General features: G+C 61.7%; 17 protein-coding genes. 4 read left to right on the top strand and 13 right to left on the bottom strand.

Features of this window, described 5'->3' with window-relative positions; all coding sequences use genetic code 11:
* The first annotated feature begins 33 nt into the window (after window positions 1–33).
* On the top strand, window positions 34–2,799 hold the full coding sequence (locus tag ACTAQJ_RS15820; RefSeq protein WP_498697497.1) for an alpha-amylase family glycosyl hydrolase: 2,766 nt from the start codon (window positions 34–36) through the stop codon (window positions 2,797–2,799).
* Between the two features lie 67 nt (window positions 2,800–2,866).
* Here the strand turns inward: ACTAQJ_RS15820 and ACTAQJ_RS15825 are convergent, their stop codons facing one another.
* Entirely contained in the window at window positions 2,867–3,898 is a 1,032-nt protein-coding gene (locus tag ACTAQJ_RS15825) for a hypothetical protein (protein ID WP_498697500.1), read from the bottom strand.
* Window position 3,899: 1 nt separating this feature from the next.
* The gene (locus ACTAQJ_RS15830) at window positions 3,900–4,409 is read right to left on the bottom strand and encodes an RNA polymerase sigma factor (protein WP_498697502.1); all 510 of its coding nucleotides are present in this window, start codon (window positions 4,407–4,409) and stop codon (window positions 3,900–3,902) included.
* 137 nt (window positions 4,410–4,546) lie between these two features.
* Between ACTAQJ_RS15830 and ACTAQJ_RS15835 the strand changes: the two genes are divergently transcribed.
* Window positions 4,547–5,524 carry a serine hydrolase domain-containing protein gene (locus ACTAQJ_RS15835; protein ID WP_498697504.1) on the top strand — a complete coding sequence of 326 codons (978 nt, stop codon included), beginning with the start codon at window positions 4,547–4,549 and terminating at the stop codon, window positions 5,522–5,524.
* 57 nt (window positions 5,525–5,581) lie between these two features.
* Here ACTAQJ_RS15835 and ACTAQJ_RS15840 read toward each other — a convergent pair whose 3' ends face one another.
* From ACTAQJ_RS15840 to ACTAQJ_RS15880, 9 genes are all read right to left on the bottom strand, one after another.
* Window positions 5,582–6,634, bottom strand: a complete 1,053-nt coding sequence (locus tag ACTAQJ_RS15840; RefSeq protein WP_498697507.1) for a HoxN/HupN/NixA family nickel/cobalt transporter — start codon at window positions 6,632–6,634, stop codon at window positions 5,582–5,584.
* A complete protein-coding gene (locus ACTAQJ_RS15845) occupies window positions 6,634–7,557 on the bottom strand; it encodes an urease accessory protein UreD (RefSeq protein ID WP_498697510.1) in 924 nt (307 codons plus the stop codon). Before ACTAQJ_RS15845 ends, ACTAQJ_RS15840 begins: the two co-directional genes overlap by 1 nt.
* A gap of 238 nt (window positions 7,558–7,795) precedes the next feature.
* Window positions 7,796–8,413 carry an urease accessory protein UreG gene (gene ureG / locus ACTAQJ_RS15850; RefSeq protein ID WP_498697512.1) on the bottom strand — a complete coding sequence of 206 codons (618 nt, stop codon included), beginning with the start codon at window positions 8,411–8,413 and terminating at the stop codon, window positions 7,796–7,798.
* Window positions 8,414–8,426: 13 nt separating this feature from the next.
* A complete protein-coding gene (locus ACTAQJ_RS15855; protein WP_498697514.1) occupies window positions 8,427–9,098 on the bottom strand; it encodes an urease accessory protein UreF in 672 nt (223 codons plus the stop codon).
* 138 nt (window positions 9,099–9,236) lie between these two features.
* Window positions 9,237–9,710, bottom strand: coding sequence for an urease accessory protein UreE (ureE, locus tag ACTAQJ_RS15860; RefSeq protein WP_498697515.1), 474 nt, complete (start codon window positions 9,708–9,710; stop codon window positions 9,237–9,239).
* 17 nt (window positions 9,711–9,727) lie between these two features.
* Window positions 9,728–11,467: an urease subunit alpha gene (gene ureC / locus ACTAQJ_RS15865; protein WP_498697517.1), complete on the bottom strand. Its 1,740-nt coding sequence runs from the start codon at window positions 11,465–11,467 to the stop codon at window positions 9,728–9,730.
* Complete coding sequence (locus ACTAQJ_RS15870; protein ID WP_498697519.1) at window positions 11,464–11,847, bottom strand: urease subunit beta; 384 nt, start codon at window positions 11,845–11,847, stop codon at window positions 11,464–11,466. The genes ureC and ACTAQJ_RS15870 overlap by 4 nt, the downstream gene beginning before the upstream one ends.
* Before the next feature lie 8 nt (window positions 11,848–11,855).
* Window positions 11,856–12,158: an urease subunit gamma gene (locus tag ACTAQJ_RS15875; RefSeq protein WP_498697521.1), complete on the bottom strand. Its 303-nt coding sequence runs from the start codon at window positions 12,156–12,158 to the stop codon at window positions 11,856–11,858.
* A gap of 94 nt (window positions 12,159–12,252) precedes the next feature.
* The gene (locus ACTAQJ_RS15880) at window positions 12,253–12,873 is read right to left on the bottom strand and encodes a DedA family protein (RefSeq protein ID WP_498697525.1); all 621 of its coding nucleotides are present in this window, start codon (window positions 12,871–12,873) and stop codon (window positions 12,253–12,255) included.
* A 157-nt stretch (window positions 12,874–13,030) separates the two neighbouring features.
* On the opposite strand from ACTAQJ_RS15880, the gene ACTAQJ_RS15885 reads away from it, so the two are divergent.
* Both ACTAQJ_RS15885 and ACTAQJ_RS15890 read left to right on the top strand, forming a co-directional pair.
* The gene (locus ACTAQJ_RS15885) at window positions 13,031–14,230 is read left to right on the top strand and encodes a pyridoxal phosphate-dependent aminotransferase (protein WP_477517857.1); all 1,200 of its coding nucleotides are present in this window, start codon (window positions 13,031–13,033) and stop codon (window positions 14,228–14,230) included.
* Window positions 14,227–15,186: a 2-hydroxyacid dehydrogenase gene (locus ACTAQJ_RS15890; protein ID WP_498697533.1), complete on the top strand. Its 960-nt coding sequence runs from the start codon at window positions 14,227–14,229 to the stop codon at window positions 15,184–15,186. The genes ACTAQJ_RS15885 and ACTAQJ_RS15890 overlap by 4 nt, the downstream gene beginning before the upstream one ends.
* 71 nt (window positions 15,187–15,257) lie before the next feature.
* Here ACTAQJ_RS15890 and ACTAQJ_RS15895 read toward each other — a convergent pair whose 3' ends face one another.
* Together ACTAQJ_RS15895 and ACTAQJ_RS15900 are read right to left on the bottom strand one after the other, a co-directional pair.
* Entirely contained in the window at window positions 15,258–16,361 is a 1,104-nt protein-coding gene (locus tag ACTAQJ_RS15895) for a D-TA family PLP-dependent enzyme (RefSeq protein ID WP_498697535.1), read from the bottom strand.
* Between the two features lie 18 nt (window positions 16,362–16,379).
* Window positions 16,380–17,384, bottom strand: coding sequence for a LacI family DNA-binding transcriptional regulator (locus ACTAQJ_RS15900; RefSeq protein ID WP_498697536.1), 1,005 nt, complete (start codon window positions 17,382–17,384; stop codon window positions 16,380–16,382).
* Window positions 17,385–17,523 lie beyond the last annotated feature (139 nt).

A 17,523-nucleotide genomic window follows, 5' to 3' on the forward strand; every position in this document is an offset into this window, starting at 1 on the left:
ACAGCAGAGTCGCTTAGCGGAAGGTTTCATCACTTGCTATCTCGCAGCTATAGATCCATTGTCCCCGTCGTACTCGCCACCGCAGTGGTGACGGCATCCACCGTCCTGCCCGCGAGCGCGGCGGTCGTTACCAAGAAAACCCCGCCTGATGCCGCCGGCCAACACTCGGTCCGCGGCGGCGTCAGTGATCAGAACTTCTACTTCGTCATGGCTGACCGCTTCAACAACGGCACAAAAGCCAACGACGACGGCGGGCTGGGTTCGGATCCGATGGTGTCCGGCTACGACCCCACCCGCAAGGGCTTCTACAACGGCGGTGACCTGAAGGGCCTCCAGGACCGTTTGGACTACATCCAGGGTTTGGGAACGAATGCCCTTTGGCTTACGCCGAGCTTCAAGAACAAAGCTGTCCAAGGCGGCGGCGAGCTGGACAACAGCTCTGCCGGATACCACGGGTATTGGGTTACGGACTTCACGCAGATCGATCCCCACTTGGGCACCAACGCGGAGCTGAAGACGCTCATCGATGCCGCCCACGCCCGGGGCATGAAGGTGTACTTCGACATCATCACGAACCACACTGCGGACGTGATCCAGTATCAAGAATCTGAGTCAGCGCCCTACATTTCCAAGGAAAGCGAGCCGTACCGCACGGCGGCCGGTGAGGCCTTCGATGATCACGACTACGCCGGCACGCAGGACTTTCCAGCACTGGATCCAGCCACGTCCTTCCCCTACACGCCGGTGGTCCCCGAAGCCGAGCAGGACATCAAGGTTCCCGCATGGCTCAACGACTCCACGCTCTATCACAACCGTGGCAACACCACCTTTTCCGGCGAGGACGCGCTCTACGGTGACTTCTTTGGCTTGGACGATCTGTTCACGGAGAATCCCCGCGTGGTCAACGGATTTGTTGATGTCTACAAGAGTTGGATCCACGACTTCGGGATCGATGGTTTCCGCATCGACACCATGAAGCACGTCAACGATGAATTCTGGCAGCAGTTCGGCCCGCAGGTCCTGAGCTATGCCAAGGAGCAGGGCAAGGACGAATTCTTCATGTTTGGCGAAGTCTTCGACACCTCCAAGAGCGTCACGTCCAAATTCACCACCAGGAACAAGATGCAGGCCGTTCTCGACTTCGGCTTCCAGGGAGCTGCCCGCAGCTTCGCCTCCCAAAGCAGCAAGGCAAGTGGTTTGGCCGAGTTCTTCAACGGAGATGACTGGTACACGGATGCAGATTCCAACGTGTACCAACTGCCCACCTTCCTGGGGAACCACGACATGGGCCGCATCGGCACGTTCATCGCCCAGGACAATGCAGGAGCCTCCGACGCCGAACTCGTCGAGCGCGATGAACTCGCCCACGAGCTGATGTACTTCTCCCGCGGTAACCCCGTTGTCTACTACGGCGATGAGCAAGGATTCACCGGGGCAGGTGGGGACCAGGACTCGCGGCAATCAATGTTCGCCAGCCAGGTTCAGGAATACCTTGACGACGACCTTCTGGGCACGAGCGCGACGCATGCAACGGACAATTTCGATACCGGCCACCCGCTGTACAAGAAGATCAGCGAACTTGCTGCACTCACCGCCGAGCACCCCACCCTCCGCAGCGGCGCACAGCAGAACCGCTACGCTGCCGACGGCCCGGGGATTTACGCCTTCTCCCGCATCGATGCCAGAGAGCAACGTGAATACGTGGTTGCCGTGAACAACAGCGAGAGCGCCCAGACCGCGGAGATCCCGACGTATGAGGCGAAGGAGCCGTTCAACCTCGTTTATGGCGACGCTGCAGCCGACGCCAAGACTGACACTCAGGCGAAGCTGACCGTTACGGTTCCTCCGCTTTCCACCGTGGTGTACCAAGCAGCGGGGCGACTCGCGCAGTCCAAGGCGGCACCCGGCGTCGTACTCAAGAAGCCAGTCACGGCCGCCGGTGACGCTTCCCGCCTGAAGGTGACGGCCGACGTCGACGGTAACTCGTTCTACGAAGTCACCTTCCAGGAGCGGACAGCGGGCGGCGAGTGGCAGTCGATTGGCACGGATGACAACGCGCCGTACCAGGTGTTCCACGACGTATCTTCCCTGGAGTCCGGCACGTCAGTGGAGTACCGCGCAGTGGTGCTGGACAACAGGGGACAGACTTCGGCGGGCGAGCCGCAAACGGGTGTGGTGGGTGAGCCTGTGCAGCCCGAAACCGTGACCGTTGCCGGCAGCCTCAACACCGAGCTTGGCTGCACGGAGGATTGGCAGCCGTCGTGTGAGCAGGCGTCGATGACGTACGAACCCACGCATCGTCTGTGGCAGCTGAACGTCCCGAACCTCCCGGCGGGAACGTATGAGTTCAAGGCTGCGCTCAACGGTTCGTGGGATGAGAACTATGGAGCTGGTGGCGTTCTGAACGGTCCGAATGTGGTGTTCACGCACCCTGGCGGCGCCGTCACGTTCTTGTACGACCATGCAACGAACGTGATCAGCGCCGCGGTTGCCGGTCAGCAGCCTGCTGCCGTCTCCGTTCCCGGTAGCCTGAACTCCGAGCTCGGCTGTGCCGGCGACTGGATGCCCGATTGCCCACAGGCCCAGCTTGCCTTGGATCCTGCAGATGGGTTCTGGAAGCTATCCGTGCCGAATCTCGCTGCAGGGAACTACGAGTTCAAGGCCGCGATCAACGGCTCCTGGGCTGAGAACTACGGTCTGGGCGGCGCCGCGAACGGCAGCAACATCGCCCTGAAACACGACGGCGGCCCGGTCACCTTCCGGTACGACCCCGCCAGCCATCTGCTCACCACCCGCTAGCCCAAGTAGGGGACAGATAACGTCGTTCTGAGCTGTCAGAGCGACGTTATCTGTCCCCCAGATGGGGTTATTTGTAGCTGACGCTCAGGAGCAGGGACTTGAGCTGGGCGTACTGCGTGCTGCCCATCCAGGCCTTCGCTGCCTCGGGGGTGGCGAAGGTTGGTTGCTTGGCAGGATCGAACACAACGTATGCGTTCATGAACCCGTTGGGCATCCGGATCAGGTTGGTGCCAGAGGTAGTAATTCCTGCCTCCAGCTCGGACGACAACCGAATATCCATGGCGTAAATGGGAGGATCATCGCTGGAGCCGGAACGAGCTGAAGGCATGCCCTCGTAGGCCGGTCCCTCGTAGGGGATGAATTGGATTTTGTTTGAAAAGAAGCCAAACTCCACTTGCTCACCTGACATGCCCCTGACACCAGGAACCACTGCCCGGTCCAGGACTGTCCGATCCACCCGGCCCGCCGTGCCGTCTCCGTAGAACCCGCTGGACACAAAGGCGACCTTGTCCCCGGCGCTATCCAGGATGGTGGCTCCTTGGGATGCGGCCTTTGTTTCCTCCGAAAGATACGGACCCTGCTCCGTCCGGACGGTCCAACCACTCGGGTAGTTGAAGGAGATGTGTCCATCCGGGAACGTGAATTTTTGCATGGCTGCAGCTGGCGGCGCTGTAGGTGTCGGGGTTGGTGCCACCGGCGGAACGATCGCAGGTGCCGACTGAGTCGGAGTGACCGGCGTCGGAGTGCCGGAAGGGGTCACTGATGCGCTGGCCGAAGGAGTGGCGGACACGCTCGGCGTTGGCGTTGGTTCAGGTGTTGTGACGGTTACCGCCGGCGCCGGCGTCGAACTCACTGGCCCAAAGTTGGCTGCCACGAGGACACCGGCAGTGACGGCGGCTGCTCCCAGCAACAGCGCTCCGGCAATCCGGACCTTGCGGTTCCGGCGCTCTTGGAGCGAGGTCACGCCAGCGGGCACAGTGTCACTGAAGACCCTGGGCCCGGTCAGCATACGGGCAAGGGCTTCTTCGCCGTTGATTCCGGCCTCTGGTTCGTGGGCAAGAGGATCGATCGCGGAAATCTGGCTCTTGATCTGGTCCATCTCAGACTCCCATCTTGTGTGTAGTCGTTTCGACACCTGCAGGCAACTGTTTCCGGAAGGCACCACGTGCGCGGTGCAAGCGGACTTTCGCTGCGGATTCACTGCAGTTGAGTACCCGCGCGATTTCGCCACAGCCCAAACCATCCCAATACGCCAGCTGGAGGATGTCCCGATCCTGTTCGCGGAGCCGGGCCATGGCATCCTGTACCACGACGTTCTCGGAGTCGTCCCCGAAACGCTCCACCGCCGTCGTGCGTAGCTTTTCCTGCAGCGCCTGTTGCCGGTCACGGCTCCTGTAGGCATTCCCGACGAGATTGCGGGCAACGGTTAGCAGATATGGGAGATCGGGTTGGGAGTCGTCGTCCCATTTTTGCCACACGACCCGGAAAACGTCCGCCGCGATTTCTTCGGCAATTTCCGCCGATTCCACCCTGCGGCGGACAAATCTGAAAACGGGCGGATAGCTGTTTTTGTGAATGGCGATAAACGCCAGTTCGCGCTCGGAAAGCACGATTTTCCCCCTGAAAGTAGTGTCCTGAACTGCAGGATACTTCTATAGTTTCCGGCCGACGTCCCGCGGTTACACGCGGTTTGAACAATTTTCGATACATTCGTCCCACCGAACCCGAGCGAAAGCGTGGAAATCACATGGTGGAATCAGGTCCCGCAGCAGACTGGGCCCGCAAACAGGTGGATCAGGGCCGCGTGCCGGTGGCCGTGCTGGGAATCGCATCCAGCCACGGCATCTCCGACGTCGTTGCTTTTGGGCACGACAACGGCCGGAAGGCAACCGCCGATGACCACTTTGCGCTGTTCTCAGTCACCAAACCCATCAGCGCAATGACGGTGATGCGCCAGGTTGAGCTGGGCAAATTGTCGCTCGGCAATTCATTGACGGATGCGCTCCCCGGCTTCGGCGCCGGCCGCACGGACACCGTGACCCTCGAACACCTGTTGAGTCACCGGTCGGGAATCATGGATACACAGCTCGACGGCGGCACTCCCCTCCGCGAAGACCTCACCACGGCGGAGCAAGCCTTCTATGCGGGATCGTTGGTCCAGTACTGCAATGTGGCATTTGAGGGTGCTGCGGCGATGGCCGAATGGGCCGACGGGCGCCCGTTCGAAGAGCAGGTTCGTTCATTGGCTGAGGACACCGGCGCGAAAGGCCTCACGTTCCACACCGACTGCAATCCGCACACAGTCCGTGGCGCAGAAGAGCAGGGCCTGGACGTTGAGGGGATGTACAAGAAGAAGCACCCCGGCGCAGGGTTGTTCGGCACCGCCACGGATCTGCTCAATCTCGGCATCGAGTTGCTGCGCAATTCGGGCAAGGCGGTCCAGCCTGCGACGCTTACTGCCATGCGCCGGCCAAGGACTACCGGGGTTTCCCACATCAGTGTCCGGCCCAAGCCCTTGCGGCACACGGGCCTTGGTTTCCAGATGCCAGCCAACGAATCCGAGCTGATTGCCAAGGGGATCTACGGTCACCCAGGGTGGTCGGGCACGGAATGGTGGATGTTCCCGGAGCAGGACCGGTGCGTCGTGTTCCTAACGAACGTCCTGGACACATCGGACCTTGGCGTGGACACGAATGAGCTCTTCAACGCGGTGGCTGCAACCTAACCCAAGTGTGTAGCAGTACAGCGCGTTTTGAGGGCTCTAAACGCGCTGTACTGCGACTTAGTTGGGCTGGGCCGAGCGCCTCGCCCGGCCACGCCATGCGGAAACAGCCCACGCGATGACGAACAGGCACACCAAGAGCAGGCCTGCGTCGCCAAGGTCGATCCCTCCCAGCCACGTGGTCAGCGGGTCCTCCAGTTCAAACGCCGCGTTGACGAATCCCCCGAGCGTGATCACGGAGATGAACAGCGCCGAGACAGCCGAGATGCCGGTGACCACCACATTGAAGCCGAGCTTGCGCTGGGGGTCATTGATGGCGGACTTGTACATTTTCATCATGGCCACGCCGTTGATGGAATCGCACAATGTCATGGCCGCGGTGAACGCGAATGGAAGTGCCATCAAGGCCAGGGGCGAGACTCCGGCGAGTGACGCCGTCGTGGTGATAACCAGCAGCCCGATGGTGGTGGCCGTATCGAAGCCGAGGCCGAAGAGGAAACCGATCACGTAGATGTTCCGCGGCCGCTCCACCTTTGACAGGGGCTTGGCCAGCAACCGGGCCACAAATCCCTTCGCCTCGAGATCATCTGCGTGGATCCGGCCGCCAGCCTGCACACTCCGGTACACCTGCGTGGCACGCAGGAATGCTGAGCCGTTAAAGAGCCCCATCGCCAGCAGGAACAACCCCGACACCGCGCTACCGATCAAGCCCAGCACCTTGTTGCCCGCCGTGCCGTCCTCCATGAATTGGCCTATCAACGTTGCGCCCGCCACCACCAGGAGCCCGGCCAGGATCACCACGGAACTGTGGCCCAGGCTGAACGCGAAGCCGACGCTCACCGGATCCTTGTGCTGCGCGACGAACTTGCGCGTGGAGTTATCGATCGCAGCGATGTGGTCCCAGTCGTAGCTGTGCTTGATTCCGGCCACGTACGCGGTGATCACCAAGCCGAGCGCCAAAGGTTGGGCCGCCCCTGCAGTACCAAGCAGCAAAAGCACGACGGCGGCAACGTGGAGGGCGGCGACCGCACCGAACGTGAAAAGTAGCCGGGTGCGCAGCGGCAACTTCTCCCGGTCCCGGTACATTGCGGCGAATTCCATCAGCGCAGGCATCAATACTTCCTCAGGTTCACGGGTCCCTGACCATACCAACGTTCACGGAGAACGCTGGTGCAGGCGCCCAGGAGACTATTGAGTTCGTCGGTGCTGTTGGACAACGATCTCAGCACAAGCCCCGTAGTACCGCCAACACTATTGGTCAACGAAACGCCCGTGTAAGCGTCATGGTCCCGCGTCAATTGGTGCAGCTCGTCGGCAAGCTCTTGATTCACCCTCGGATCAACAACCACCAACGAGCCCACATGGCTGAAACCCTCCATGAACCCCATCCCAGTCACATCGTTGACGGGTGGGAGAATCAGGAGGTTATCGAGCGCCAATAGCCGGGATCCCTCACCGGTCTCGACCTGGATCTCATTGCGCAGCCGCAACTCCTCATACCGGAACACCCCACCGTCCGGCGACCACCCCGGCGTGATGATCTCAGCCATGACAAGGCTCGACGTCGGGTGGAGACTGATGCGCGAATTCTGCCGATAACTCGCCTCCCGATAAGCGATCAACTGGTCAGGCAGCAACTCCAACCGCGCCCCCTCCCCAAGCCGCACACTCATGCGCTGCTCAGCAAAGGACCCCGGAGTCCGATAAACCTTCGTAGCCGACTGCGTAGTCAACAAAAGATCCGCCCCAGCCTGGACCTCCACGTCAATAAGAAACAAGTCCGCCCCCAAATACGCCCCGCCAGGATTAACCATGACAAAGCAAACCTGCCCCGACTGATCCAAATAATGCGGCCGCAACACTCTCAAGGCGCCTTCATGAAATTGCCGAGACGCAACAGACCTCCCGCCCCTCACACTAACCCCAAGCTCCAACCGCCCCCGCACGGCCCGCTCCCCAAAAGCCAACTCGGCGTGGGGCCCCAGGCTCCCCCAGGGACCGGCATCGCCGGTCGGGACCACTATGTGCGTGCTCATAAGCCACCCCCGCAAGATGCCCCGCCCGCAACTGCGGCGCCGGATTTCGGGGGTGGTGCGGCGTTCAACGTGGACTGCTCAGTGCCGGGAGGCGACTTCACCACTGAGGCGGCTGAGCCGGATTTGGGGGCCGCGGCGTGGTGGGCATCGCGAAGCGGGCACGGCCCCAAATCCGGCGAAGCCGCCGGACCCATGGCGGGCGCCGCCCCCGGTGACGTGCGGACGCGCTCGAGCGGCGTCATCGCGTCAAGTCGAGCATCAGGACGTCGCGCCGGATCCAGTTCAGGACGGCGTCCAACCCTTCGTCGGTTTTGAGATTCGTGAAGCAGAAGGGCTTGTTGCCGCGGAATTCCTTGGAGTCCCGCTCCATCACTGACAGATCTGCTCCGACGTGCGGCGCCAGGTCCGTTTTGTTGATGATGAAGAGGTCGGATTTGATCATGCCTTGGCCGGCTTTGCGGGGGATTTTTTCGCCTTGGGCTACGTCGATGATGTAGATGGAGAAGTCGACGAGTTCGGGGCTGAAGGTTGCTGAGAGGTTGTCTCCGCCGGATTCGACGAAGATGACTTGAAGGTCGGGGTGCCGGGTTTTGAGTTCTTCGATGGCTGCTGTGTTCATGGAGGTGTCTTCGCGGATTGCGGTGTGGGGGCAGCCGCCGGTTTCGACGCCGATGATGCGGTCTTCGGGCAGGATGCCGTTGGCCGCGAGGATTTTGGCGTCTTCGATGGTGTAGATGTCGTTGGTAATGGCGGCCATGGAAATGTCGCCGCTCATGTGCCGGGTGATGCGCTCGACGAGTTGTGTCTTGCCGGCCCCGACGGGTCCACCGACGCCGATTTTGATGGGTTCAGACATGTGTCCTCCTGGGTTAGCTCATGAACATGCGGGCGCGTTGCCGCTCGTGCCGCATTTGTGAAATTTCAAGTCCGGGGCTGACGGCCCCAAAGTCGTCCCAGCACAGTTGTGCTACAACCTCGACGGCGGCAGCAACGGCGTCGTGCGCGTGCCGAAGTACCCGTTGCCCGGAGTTCTGCCCGAGCGGGATTGCACGCACGGCGTTCTGCGTCAGGGAAGTAACGGTGGCAAACAAATACGCAGCAAGCGCCTCCTTAAAAGGAACCCCTAAGGACCGCGCAATCACCCCAAAGGCCAAAGGTTGATGCCCCACAGCACCACCCCTACGAACGAGCGCCCGATACGCCTCCAACTCCGTCGAAGGAAACACCTCCCCGCCAATCTCCAGGAGCCGCCCACCCATCTTCAAGGAAGCCTCCCGAACCTCCCGAGCCAACAACTGCCCAGAAAGAACAGAGTCCAACAAACCAACATCCACCCCCTCATACAAAAACCGCAAAGCCAACCCATCCGAATAAGTCAACTGCTGCCCCACAAATGAGGAAAGCCAATCCCCAAAAGTGACCTCATCACGAACCAACTCACGATGTATGTAGCTCTCAAACCCCAAAGAATGAGCAAACGCCCCCGTAGGCAACGCAGAGTCAGTCAATTGTTGAAGAGCCAGCTGATATCCCGCACTCAAAGCGCACCGCGCTGGAACTGGGCTCGACAAGCGGAGGCGGGTGATAGGGGCCGCGGTGTGGAGGGCATCGCGAAGCGGGCACGGCCCCTATCACCCGCCCGAGGCTTGCCAACCGCTAAAGCCAGCACCGATAAACGCTTAGTGCGAATGCTCAGCATGGCGGAAAGGCACCGGCATGACCCGCTCTTGCCTGTCGTAGGGGACGCCGACGCTCTTCAGATAGTCCTCGACGGTGTGGTCATACTGACAAACCATGACCTCAGCGCCGTACTCAGATAGCGAGTCGAAGAATTGTGCCTGCAGATGCCGGTTGCCGAGGGAGTGCGCGACCACACCCATTTCGTGGATGCTGCGCGGAGCAATCACGAGGACGTCTGTTGGCAGCACGGAGATGACGATGAGGTTGGTGTCGTCGGCGGCGAGGATGTCGCCGTCGCGTAGGTCGCCGGATCCGGTGGGGAGTCGGATGCCGAGTTCTTTGCCGTGGTCGGTGGTGACGCGTTGGATGCGTTTGACGAGCAGGGCGCTGGGGAGGACAACTTTTTCTTTGTGGTGGCCTGCATAGGCGCCGGGGTGTTCGTGGAGGTTGCCGAGGATTTTTTTGATGATCACGTGGTTCTCTATCCGGTTTAGAAGAGGTGGTACCGCTGTGCCATGGGCAGCACGTCGGAGGGTTCGCAGGTGGCTTCGACGCCGTCCACTGTCACCTTGTAGGTTTCGGGGTCGACGACGATGTCCGGGGTTTCGCCGTTGAACTTGAGGTCGGCTTTGCGCAGGTTTCTGATGCCGGTGACGGGCCGGATGATGCGTTCGAGTCCGAGTTTTTCGGGGACTCCGGCGTCGATTGCTGCTTTGGAGAGGAACGTGATGGACGTCTGTTGGAGTGCCTTGCCGTAGCTGGCGAACATGGGTCGCATGGTGCGGGGCTGCGGCGTGGGGATGGAGGCGTTGGAGTCCCCCATGAGTGCGTAGGCGATCTGTCCGCCTTTGATGACGAGCTCGGGCTTAACTCCGAAGAACGCGGGGTCCCACAACACCAGGTCCGCGAATTTCCCCACTTCCACGGAACCGATGACGTCCGACATGCCCTGTGCGATGGCGGGGTTGATCGTGTATTTGGCTACGTACCGCTTGAGCCGGAAGTTGTCGGACTCCCCGCCCAAGCCAGCACCATGCACAGCACCGGAAGGATCCTGAAGAACCCCGCGTTGCCGCTTCATGGCATCGGCCACCTGCCAGGTCCTTATGATCACTTCTCCTACGCGGCCCATTGCCTGCGAGTCCGAGGACGTGATGGCGAAGACGCCCAGATCGTGCAGGACGTCCTCAGCGGCGATGGTTTCCGCACGGATGCGGGAGTCTGCGAAGGCCACGTCTTCCGGGATGTCCGGGTTGAGGTGGTGGCAGACCATGAGCATGTCCAGGTGCTCTTCGATGGTGTTCTTTGTGTATGGCAACGTGGGGTTGGTGGAGGCCGGAAGCACATTGGGCAGCCCGGCAATCTTGATGATGTCCGGCGCGTGGCCGCCGCCTGCGCCTTCCGTGTGGAAGGTGTGAATGACCCGACCGTCGATCGCCTTGATGGTGTCTTCGACGAAGCCGCACTCGTTGAGGGTGTCCGTGTGAATCGCCACCTGGACGTCGTATTCGTCGGCCACGCGCAAGGACATGTCGATGGAGGACGTGGTGGAGCCCCAATCCTCATGGACTTTGAGCCCAACGGCACCGGCGCGGATCTGCTCTGCGAGGGGCTCGACGGCGGACGCGTGGCCCTTGCCGAACAGGCCGATGTTGATGGGGAGCCCTTCGGCGGCCTGGAGCATCCGCGAGATATGCCAGGATCCGGGCGTGATGGTGGTGGCTTTGGTTCCTTCCGCAGGTCCCGTGCCGCCGCCCACCATGGTGGTGACGCCGCTGCAGAGCGCAGTGGGAACCTGTTCGGGGGAAATGAAGTGGATATGGGTGTCGATGCCACCGGCTGTGAGGATTTTCCGTTCGCCGGCGATGATCTCCGTGCTGGCACCGATCACGATGTCCACGCCGTCCATGATCTGCGGGTTGCCGGCTTTGCCGATCTTGAAAATGTGGCCATCCTTCAGGGCCACATCGGCCTTGTAGATGCCTGAGTAGTCCAGGACGATGACGTTGGTGATGACGGTGTCAGGGATGTCCTCGGAGCGCGTCGCCTGGCCGTTTTGGCCCATGCCATCGCGGATTACTTTGCCGCCCCCGAACACCACTTCTTCGCCGTAGACGGTGTAGTCGTTCTCAATTTCGAGGAAGAGTTCGGTGTCCGCCAAGCGGATGGCATCACCTGTCGTTGGGCCGTACAGCTCGGCGTATTGCCGGCGGGGAAGCTCGAAGCTCACTTGGCATCTCCTTCCATGGCCACGTCTGTCATAGCCACCGCTGCGCGGGAGGTCCCGCCAAGGCGGGTTCCGCCGTCGAGCTTTCCATTGACTGCGTTGCTCAGGCCGAAAACTTCGCGGGAACCTGCCAACTCCACCAGCTGGACGGTCTTCTTGTCCCCGGGTTCAAAGCGGGCTGCGGTGCCGGCGGGGATGTCCAGACGCCGGCCGTAGGCGGCTTCACGGTCAAACTCCAGGGCGCGGTTGGCCTCTGCAAAGTGGTAGTGCGAGCCAATCTGGACTGGCCGGTCACCTCGATTGACAACCTCGACGGCGATCGCCTCACGGCCGCTGTTGCAGGCGATGGGCTCGGGGCGGAGCCTGTATTCACCGGGGATCATGGGGGCTCCTATCGAATGGGGTCGTGGACAGTGACGAGCTTGGTGCCGTCGGGGAACGTGGCTTCGATTTGGACGTCGTGGATCATCTCCGGCACACCTTCCATCACGTCTTCGCGACGCAGCAAAGTGGTTCCGTAGCTCATCAGCTCCGCAACGGATTTGCCGTCCCGGGCGCCCTCGATGAGCTCGTAGCTGATGATCGCGATGGCTTCGGGATAGTTCAGCTTCAATCCGCGCGACTGCCTTCGCCTGGCCAGATCGGCAGCCACCACGATCATGAGTTTTTCCTGCTCACGGGGCAAAAGATGCATTGATTCTCCTCAAAGCTGCTACCTGGGTGCACACGAAGGGACAGTTTGTGATCAGCGTAAGGACTAGAAGTTTCCGCCACGTTTCCAGAGGGTCTCAGTCAGCTGTGGGTTTGGCCGCCGCTCGATGCTTTCGGATCTGCCACACGGCCAGGATGACAACCACGACGGCGCCCACCACCACTGCGGCACCGCGCCCCACCGCATGGGCTAGCTCTTCATAGGAGTTCCCTGCAACGAATCCCAAGGTCACGAACAGGGCGCCCCAAATGATGCCACCCGTGAAGTTCCAGATGGCGAAGCGGCGGTATGGCATTCGGCTGAGCCCTGCGAGCGCGGGCATGACTGCGCGGAAAAAGGCTGTGAAGCGGCCCAGGAACACGGCGAGGCCGCCACGGCGGGCCAGGAAATCCTCGGCTTTTTGGAGCTGGGTTCTTCTCTTATCCAGGAGTTTCAGGGCCATGATCCGTGGACCGAGGTGCTTGCCGATCTCGTAACCGACCGTGTCACCGAGGATGGCTGCGGAGATGACAACCAGGATCATGCCCCATAAGGGAAGATCACCCCGGCTTGCGAAGACTCCCCCTACCACCGCAGCTGTTTCGCCTGGGATCACGAAGCCGATAAACAAGGCGTCCTCGGCGAAGACCAATGCGAAGACGATGCAGATCACCACCAGTGGGCTGGCGTGAAGGAGTCCGTCGAACAACGACTGCATGGGGTTGAGTGTGGCAGATCAACGGGTTTGTGGGGAGTCGCTGGGGGCGCTGTTTTAATGACCGCCTATCCATAGACAGTCTAATACATCACTAATATACTAGTTGAGTACTTCACGTGAAAACCCGTGATCAGCTCGATGAGGAGTTAAACAGCACATGCAGAAACTCGCACACCGGCTTGAACGCCTGGGCACCGAAACTGCGTTCAGCGTGGCGCAGGCCGCTGCCGCATGGAAGGCCAAAGGGAACCTGGTTTACCCCTTCCACCTTGGCGACATCAATATCCCAACGGCCCCTCACATCGTTGAGGCGATGAACAAGGCAATCACCGATGGCTACACGGGCTACTGCCCCGGTCCCGGTATCCCCCAGCTTCGGGAAGCCCTCGCCGAAGACCTCGGCGCACGGCGCGGAATGGAATTCTCCCCCGACAACGTGGTGGTGATGACCGGCGGTAAGCCCGTTATCACCAAGTTCCTGCAGGCCGTCATGAACCCTGGCCAGGAGGTGCTCTACCCCAACCCCGGGTTCCCGATCTACGAATCCCAAATCGAATATCTGGGCGGCACCGCTGTGCCCTACCGCTATGTGCCCACAAGTGACGGATTCGCGATCGACCTCGACCAGGTCCGGGCATCAATCACCCCGAACACGGCCGCGATCATCTACAACGATCTGCAGAACCCCATCTCGGCCGAATCGACGGCGTCCGAACGCGAGGCCATCGCCCAGATCGCACAGGAGCACGACCTCTGGGTACTCTCCGATGAGGCCTATTTCGAGACGCGCTACGAAGGAGTCTCAAGCTCCATCGCGTCACTTCCCGGCATGGCCGAGCGCACCGTCATCCTGTACACGTTCAGCAAGAAGTTCGCCATGACGGGCTCGCGGTTGGGCTGTGCCGTGGCCCCGCTTGAAATAGCGAAAGTGCTCAGCACTCTGAACACCAACGATGAATCATGCACCACTCACTATGTGCAGTGGGCCGGCATCGAAGCCCTTCGTGGCCCCCAGGAACCGGTACAGCAGATGCTGGACATCCTGAAGGAACGCCGGGACACCGCGTGCGGGATCGTCAATGCCATCCCGGGAATGAGCGTGGCAGTTCCGCAGTCCACGTTCTACCTGTTCCCGGACGTCACCGAAGCTATGCAGCGGCTGGGTTACACAGCAGTGGGTGACTTCGCTTCCGACGCCCTCTACAAGACTGGGGTCTCGTTCTGCACGCGTGAACACTTCGGCCGGCGCCTGCCCGGCGAGGAGCGGCAGTACATCCGGCTCGCGTACTCGGGCATCGAAGTGCCGGACATCCGCGATGGCCTGGCCCGCCTGCGTGAATGGATCGAGACGGCATGAGCCGCGTAGTCGTCACCGGACGCGTACCCGAACCCGCGCTCCAGAAGCTCCGCGCCGAACACGAGGTGGATGCGTGGGAGGGCTCGGACTCCATCAGCCGCCAGGAACTTCTGCGCCGCGTAGCAGGAGCCGACGCCATAGTGAGCCTGCTGACCGAACGCATTGACGCCGAACTGCTCGACGCCGCGGGCCCGCAGCTCAAAGTGGTCGCGAACGTCGCCGTTGGCTATGACAACATCGACGTCCCCGCCTGCACCGAACGCGGGATCATCGCCACCAACACCCCGGGGGTGCTCACTGAGGCCACAGCCGACATCGCGTTCGGCCTGATCCTTATGGCCACGCGCCGGCTCGGCGAGGGGGAACGGCTCATCCGTTCCGGCCAGGCCTGGAAGTGGGGAATGTTCTTCCTGCTCGGCAGCAGCCTGCAGGGCAAGACCCTGGGTGTCGTCGGAATGGGTGGCATCGGCCAAGCCACAGCCCGCCGGGCCAAGGCGTTCGGAATGGAGATCGTCTACCAGTCACGCAGCGAAATCGACCCCGCCATCGCCGCGGAACTCGGCGCCCGGCGAGTGGAGCTCGACGAACTGCTGACCATCTCCGACGTCGTCTCGCTGCACTGTCCGTACGGGCCGGCAACGCATCACCTGATCGGCGCTGAGCAACTCGCCACGATGAAGAAGTCCGCCTATCTCGTCAACACCGCACGCGGACCCATCATCGACGAAGCCGCACTCGCCTTGGCCCTTCGCGAAGAACAGATCGCGGGCGCAGGCCTGGATGTCTTCGAACAAGAGCCCAAGGTGCATCCATGGTTGCTGGAACTGGAGAACGTGACGCTTGTGCCGCACCTCGGCTCCGCCACGGTGGAAACACGCACGGCCATGGCAGTACTCGCGGCAGACAACACGCTCGCCGCGCTCAAGGGTGAACAGCCGCCTACTCCCATCGGCTAAGGGAAGCGGCAGTTGCTGTGGTGGCGGGTAAATTTCCACCCGCCGCCACAGTAATTAAGCCCGAAGTAGCATTAGTTGTTCCGGCCGCGGGCGGCGACCTTCCACGTGTCCACCACTGCGCCCCCGCGAACCACAGTTACCTGGTCCACGAGGTTCATGGCCAGGCACACGTGGTTCGGGATCAGCCTGAGCCGCGTGCCTAGTGCCGGCAGTTCCTCAGAGTCCGGCCAAACAACGGTAGCGTGGTGTTCGGAGAGCGCGGTGATCCGGGCGTCCCGGTATTCGGGCAGGCGCCCGTATCCGGTGGCCCAATCGGGGCGGTCACTGCCCAGGATCTTGCTGCCGGCGTCCACAACCACCCGCCGGACATTCCCGCCGTCGGACTCGTGGCGGCTGACCACCGTGGCAGCGACCGTCAGCGCGATGTCGTCCCACGTGCATCGTTCGAGTTCAAGCTGTTGTGCATCACCGAAAACATAGACGCCTGGGCGCAACTCGGTGGCCAGCGTTTCGGCGTCGAGCAGTGCGGTCGGGGTGGAGCCGCCGCTGATGGTGCGGACCTCAAAGCCGGCATGCTCCAGCGCGGCGGAAGCACGGCCAAGGGCCTCATCCTCGTTACCCGCTGCATCCCTTGGCATTCCCGGCTTGTAACTATGTCCGGGGAAAGTGAAGACGCCCGCAATGTTCAGGCCGCTTGCTGCGGCCGCGCGCGCAACGTCCACCACTTCTTCGGGCAGAACTCCGCTGCGGTGATGCCCGCTGTCCACTTCGATCAGGACATCAACACTTCTGGCATCGGCGCCCAGCTGGCGGCCCATCGCCGTCGCGCTTTCCACTGAATCGGTGCCCACCGCGATGCTGCACGTTCTGGCAAGCTTCCTGAGCCGCTCCGCATGGTGCGCCTCAACCCACAGCGGGTAGGCGATGAAAATGTCCGTGGCACCCCCGGCCGCGAAGACCTCTGCTTCCCCGATCGTCGCCACCGTGAGCCCAACCGCTCCAGCCGCGAGCTGCTTGGCCGCGATCTCCAGGGTCTTGTGTGTCTTCACATGCGGGCGGAGCCTCAGTCCCCTGCTCAGCATGCTCGATGCCATGCGTTGGATATTCCGGTCGAGGACATCGACGTCGATCATGATGGCGGGCGTGACGATTCCGTCCGGGACTGCGTGGTTCATTCTTAGAACAGTAACGTCCTACGGCGCGGACTGCCTGACGCGCAGCGAGAACGCCACTTCCGTTTGCTCCACTTTGTCCGGGGAACCCTTGCCTTCGATCCTGTTGATGAGGAGTTCGACGGCGCGCTCCGCAATTTCCGCACGGCCAGGCTCCACCGTGGTCAACGACGGCGACGCGAATCTGGCTTCGTCAATGTCGTCGAAGCCCGCCAGCGCTATGTCGTCCGGGACAAGTTTGCCTCGAACCAGAAGTTCGTGCAGCGCCCCCAAGGCAACGACGTCGTTCAAACCGAACACGGCGTCGAACCCAACGCCGCTGTCCAGCAGCCGCGCGATCGCGTCCGCACCGCCGTCGCGCCGCCACTCGCAGTCGATCACCAGCGCCGGGTCATACTCCACACCGGCGGCAGCGAGCGCAGCTTTGTAGCCGTTAAGGCGCAGGCCGTTACTGCCGGTTGTGTCGCCGTCGTGCGCGCCCAAAACCGCTATACGACGGCGACCTCCCGCCAGCAGGTGCTCGGTGACGGCTGCCGCTGCCTCGTGGTTTTGGATGAGGACCATGTCCAGCCGCGGGTCCTGCACGAATTCGCCCAGGAGGACCAGCGGTTTCTTGCCGGCGGCCTGGATGATTTGCTCGGCATCCAGCGACAGCGGGATAAAGAGGAGCCCGTCCGTGAGGCTGCGGAACTGGCCTTGAAGTGCAGACTTTTCGTGGTCGGCCGCGTTGCCGGACTGCTCGACGAGGACCCGGTAGCCGCGCGCCCACGCCGCCTTCATGATGTCCGAGGCGAGCTCGGCATAGTACGGAACCGAGAGGTCGCTCAGCACCAGCCCGAGCATGCTGGTCTTGCCGGAACGGAGGCTGCGGGCCGTCAGGTTGGTTTCGTATCCGAGTTCTTCGATTGCAGCCAGGACGCGCTGCTTGGTAGCTGGCCGGATGAATTCGTAGTTGTTGATGACGTTGGAAACCGTCTTCAAGGAGACCCCGGCGGCCCGCGCGACGTCGTTCATGGTGACGGCCATCAATGTGCTCCTTCAATCACTCTGCCCCGAATCCGTTCGCCGGGGTTGCTGGGTACATCGTTGCAGATCAGGCCCAAGTTGGGTCATCCGATGACGGCCGCCACCGCTTGGATCTCCACAAGTTCGTGGTCGTAGCCAG

Source organism: Arthrobacter sp. alpha11c (assembly GCF_054149985.1).

Bases quoted from the DNA above. Each gene is read 5' to 3' on its own strand.
- ACTAQJ_RS15825 (WP_498697500.1), bottom strand. From the start codon at position 3,898: ATGGACCAGATCAAGAGCCAGATTTCCGCGATCGATCCTCTTGCCCAC.
- ACTAQJ_RS15845 (WP_498697510.1), bottom strand. From the start codon at position 7,557: ATGAGCACGCACATAGTGGTCCCGACCGGCGATGCCGGTCCCTGGGGG.
- ACTAQJ_RS15900 (WP_498697536.1), bottom strand. From the start codon at position 17,384: ATGGCCGTCACCATGAACGACGTCGCGCGGGCCGCCGGGGTCTCCTTG.
- ACTAQJ_RS15870 (WP_498697519.1), bottom strand. From the start codon at position 11,847: ATGATCCCCGGTGAATACAGGCTCCGCCCCGAGCCCATCGCCTGCAAC.
- ACTAQJ_RS15895 (WP_498697535.1), bottom strand. From the start codon at position 16,361: ATGAACCACGCAGTCCCGGACGGAATCGTCACGCCCGCCATCATGATC.
- ureG (WP_498697512.1), bottom strand. From the start codon at position 8,413: ATGTCTGAACCCATCAAAATCGGCGTCGGTGGACCCGTCGGGGCCGGC.
- ACTAQJ_RS15835 (WP_498697504.1), top strand. From the start codon at position 4,547: ATGGTGGAATCAGGTCCCGCAGCAGACTGGGCCCGCAAACAGGTGGAT.
- ACTAQJ_RS15840 (WP_498697507.1), bottom strand. From the start codon at position 6,634: ATGCCTGCGCTGATGGAATTCGCCGCAATGTACCGGGACCGGGAGAAG.
- ACTAQJ_RS15880 (WP_498697525.1), bottom strand. From the start codon at position 12,873: ATGCAGTCGTTGTTCGACGGACTCCTTCACGCCAGCCCACTGGTGGTG.
- ACTAQJ_RS15885 (WP_477517857.1), top strand. From the start codon at position 13,031: ATGCAGAAACTCGCACACCGGCTTGAACGCCTGGGCACCGAAACTGCG.
- ACTAQJ_RS15875 (WP_498697521.1), bottom strand. From the start codon at position 12,158: ATGCATCTTTTGCCCCGTGAGCAGGAAAAACTCATGATCGTGGTGGCT.
- ACTAQJ_RS15890 (WP_498697533.1), top strand. From the start codon at position 14,227: ATGAGCCGCGTAGTCGTCACCGGACGCGTACCCGAACCCGCGCTCCAG.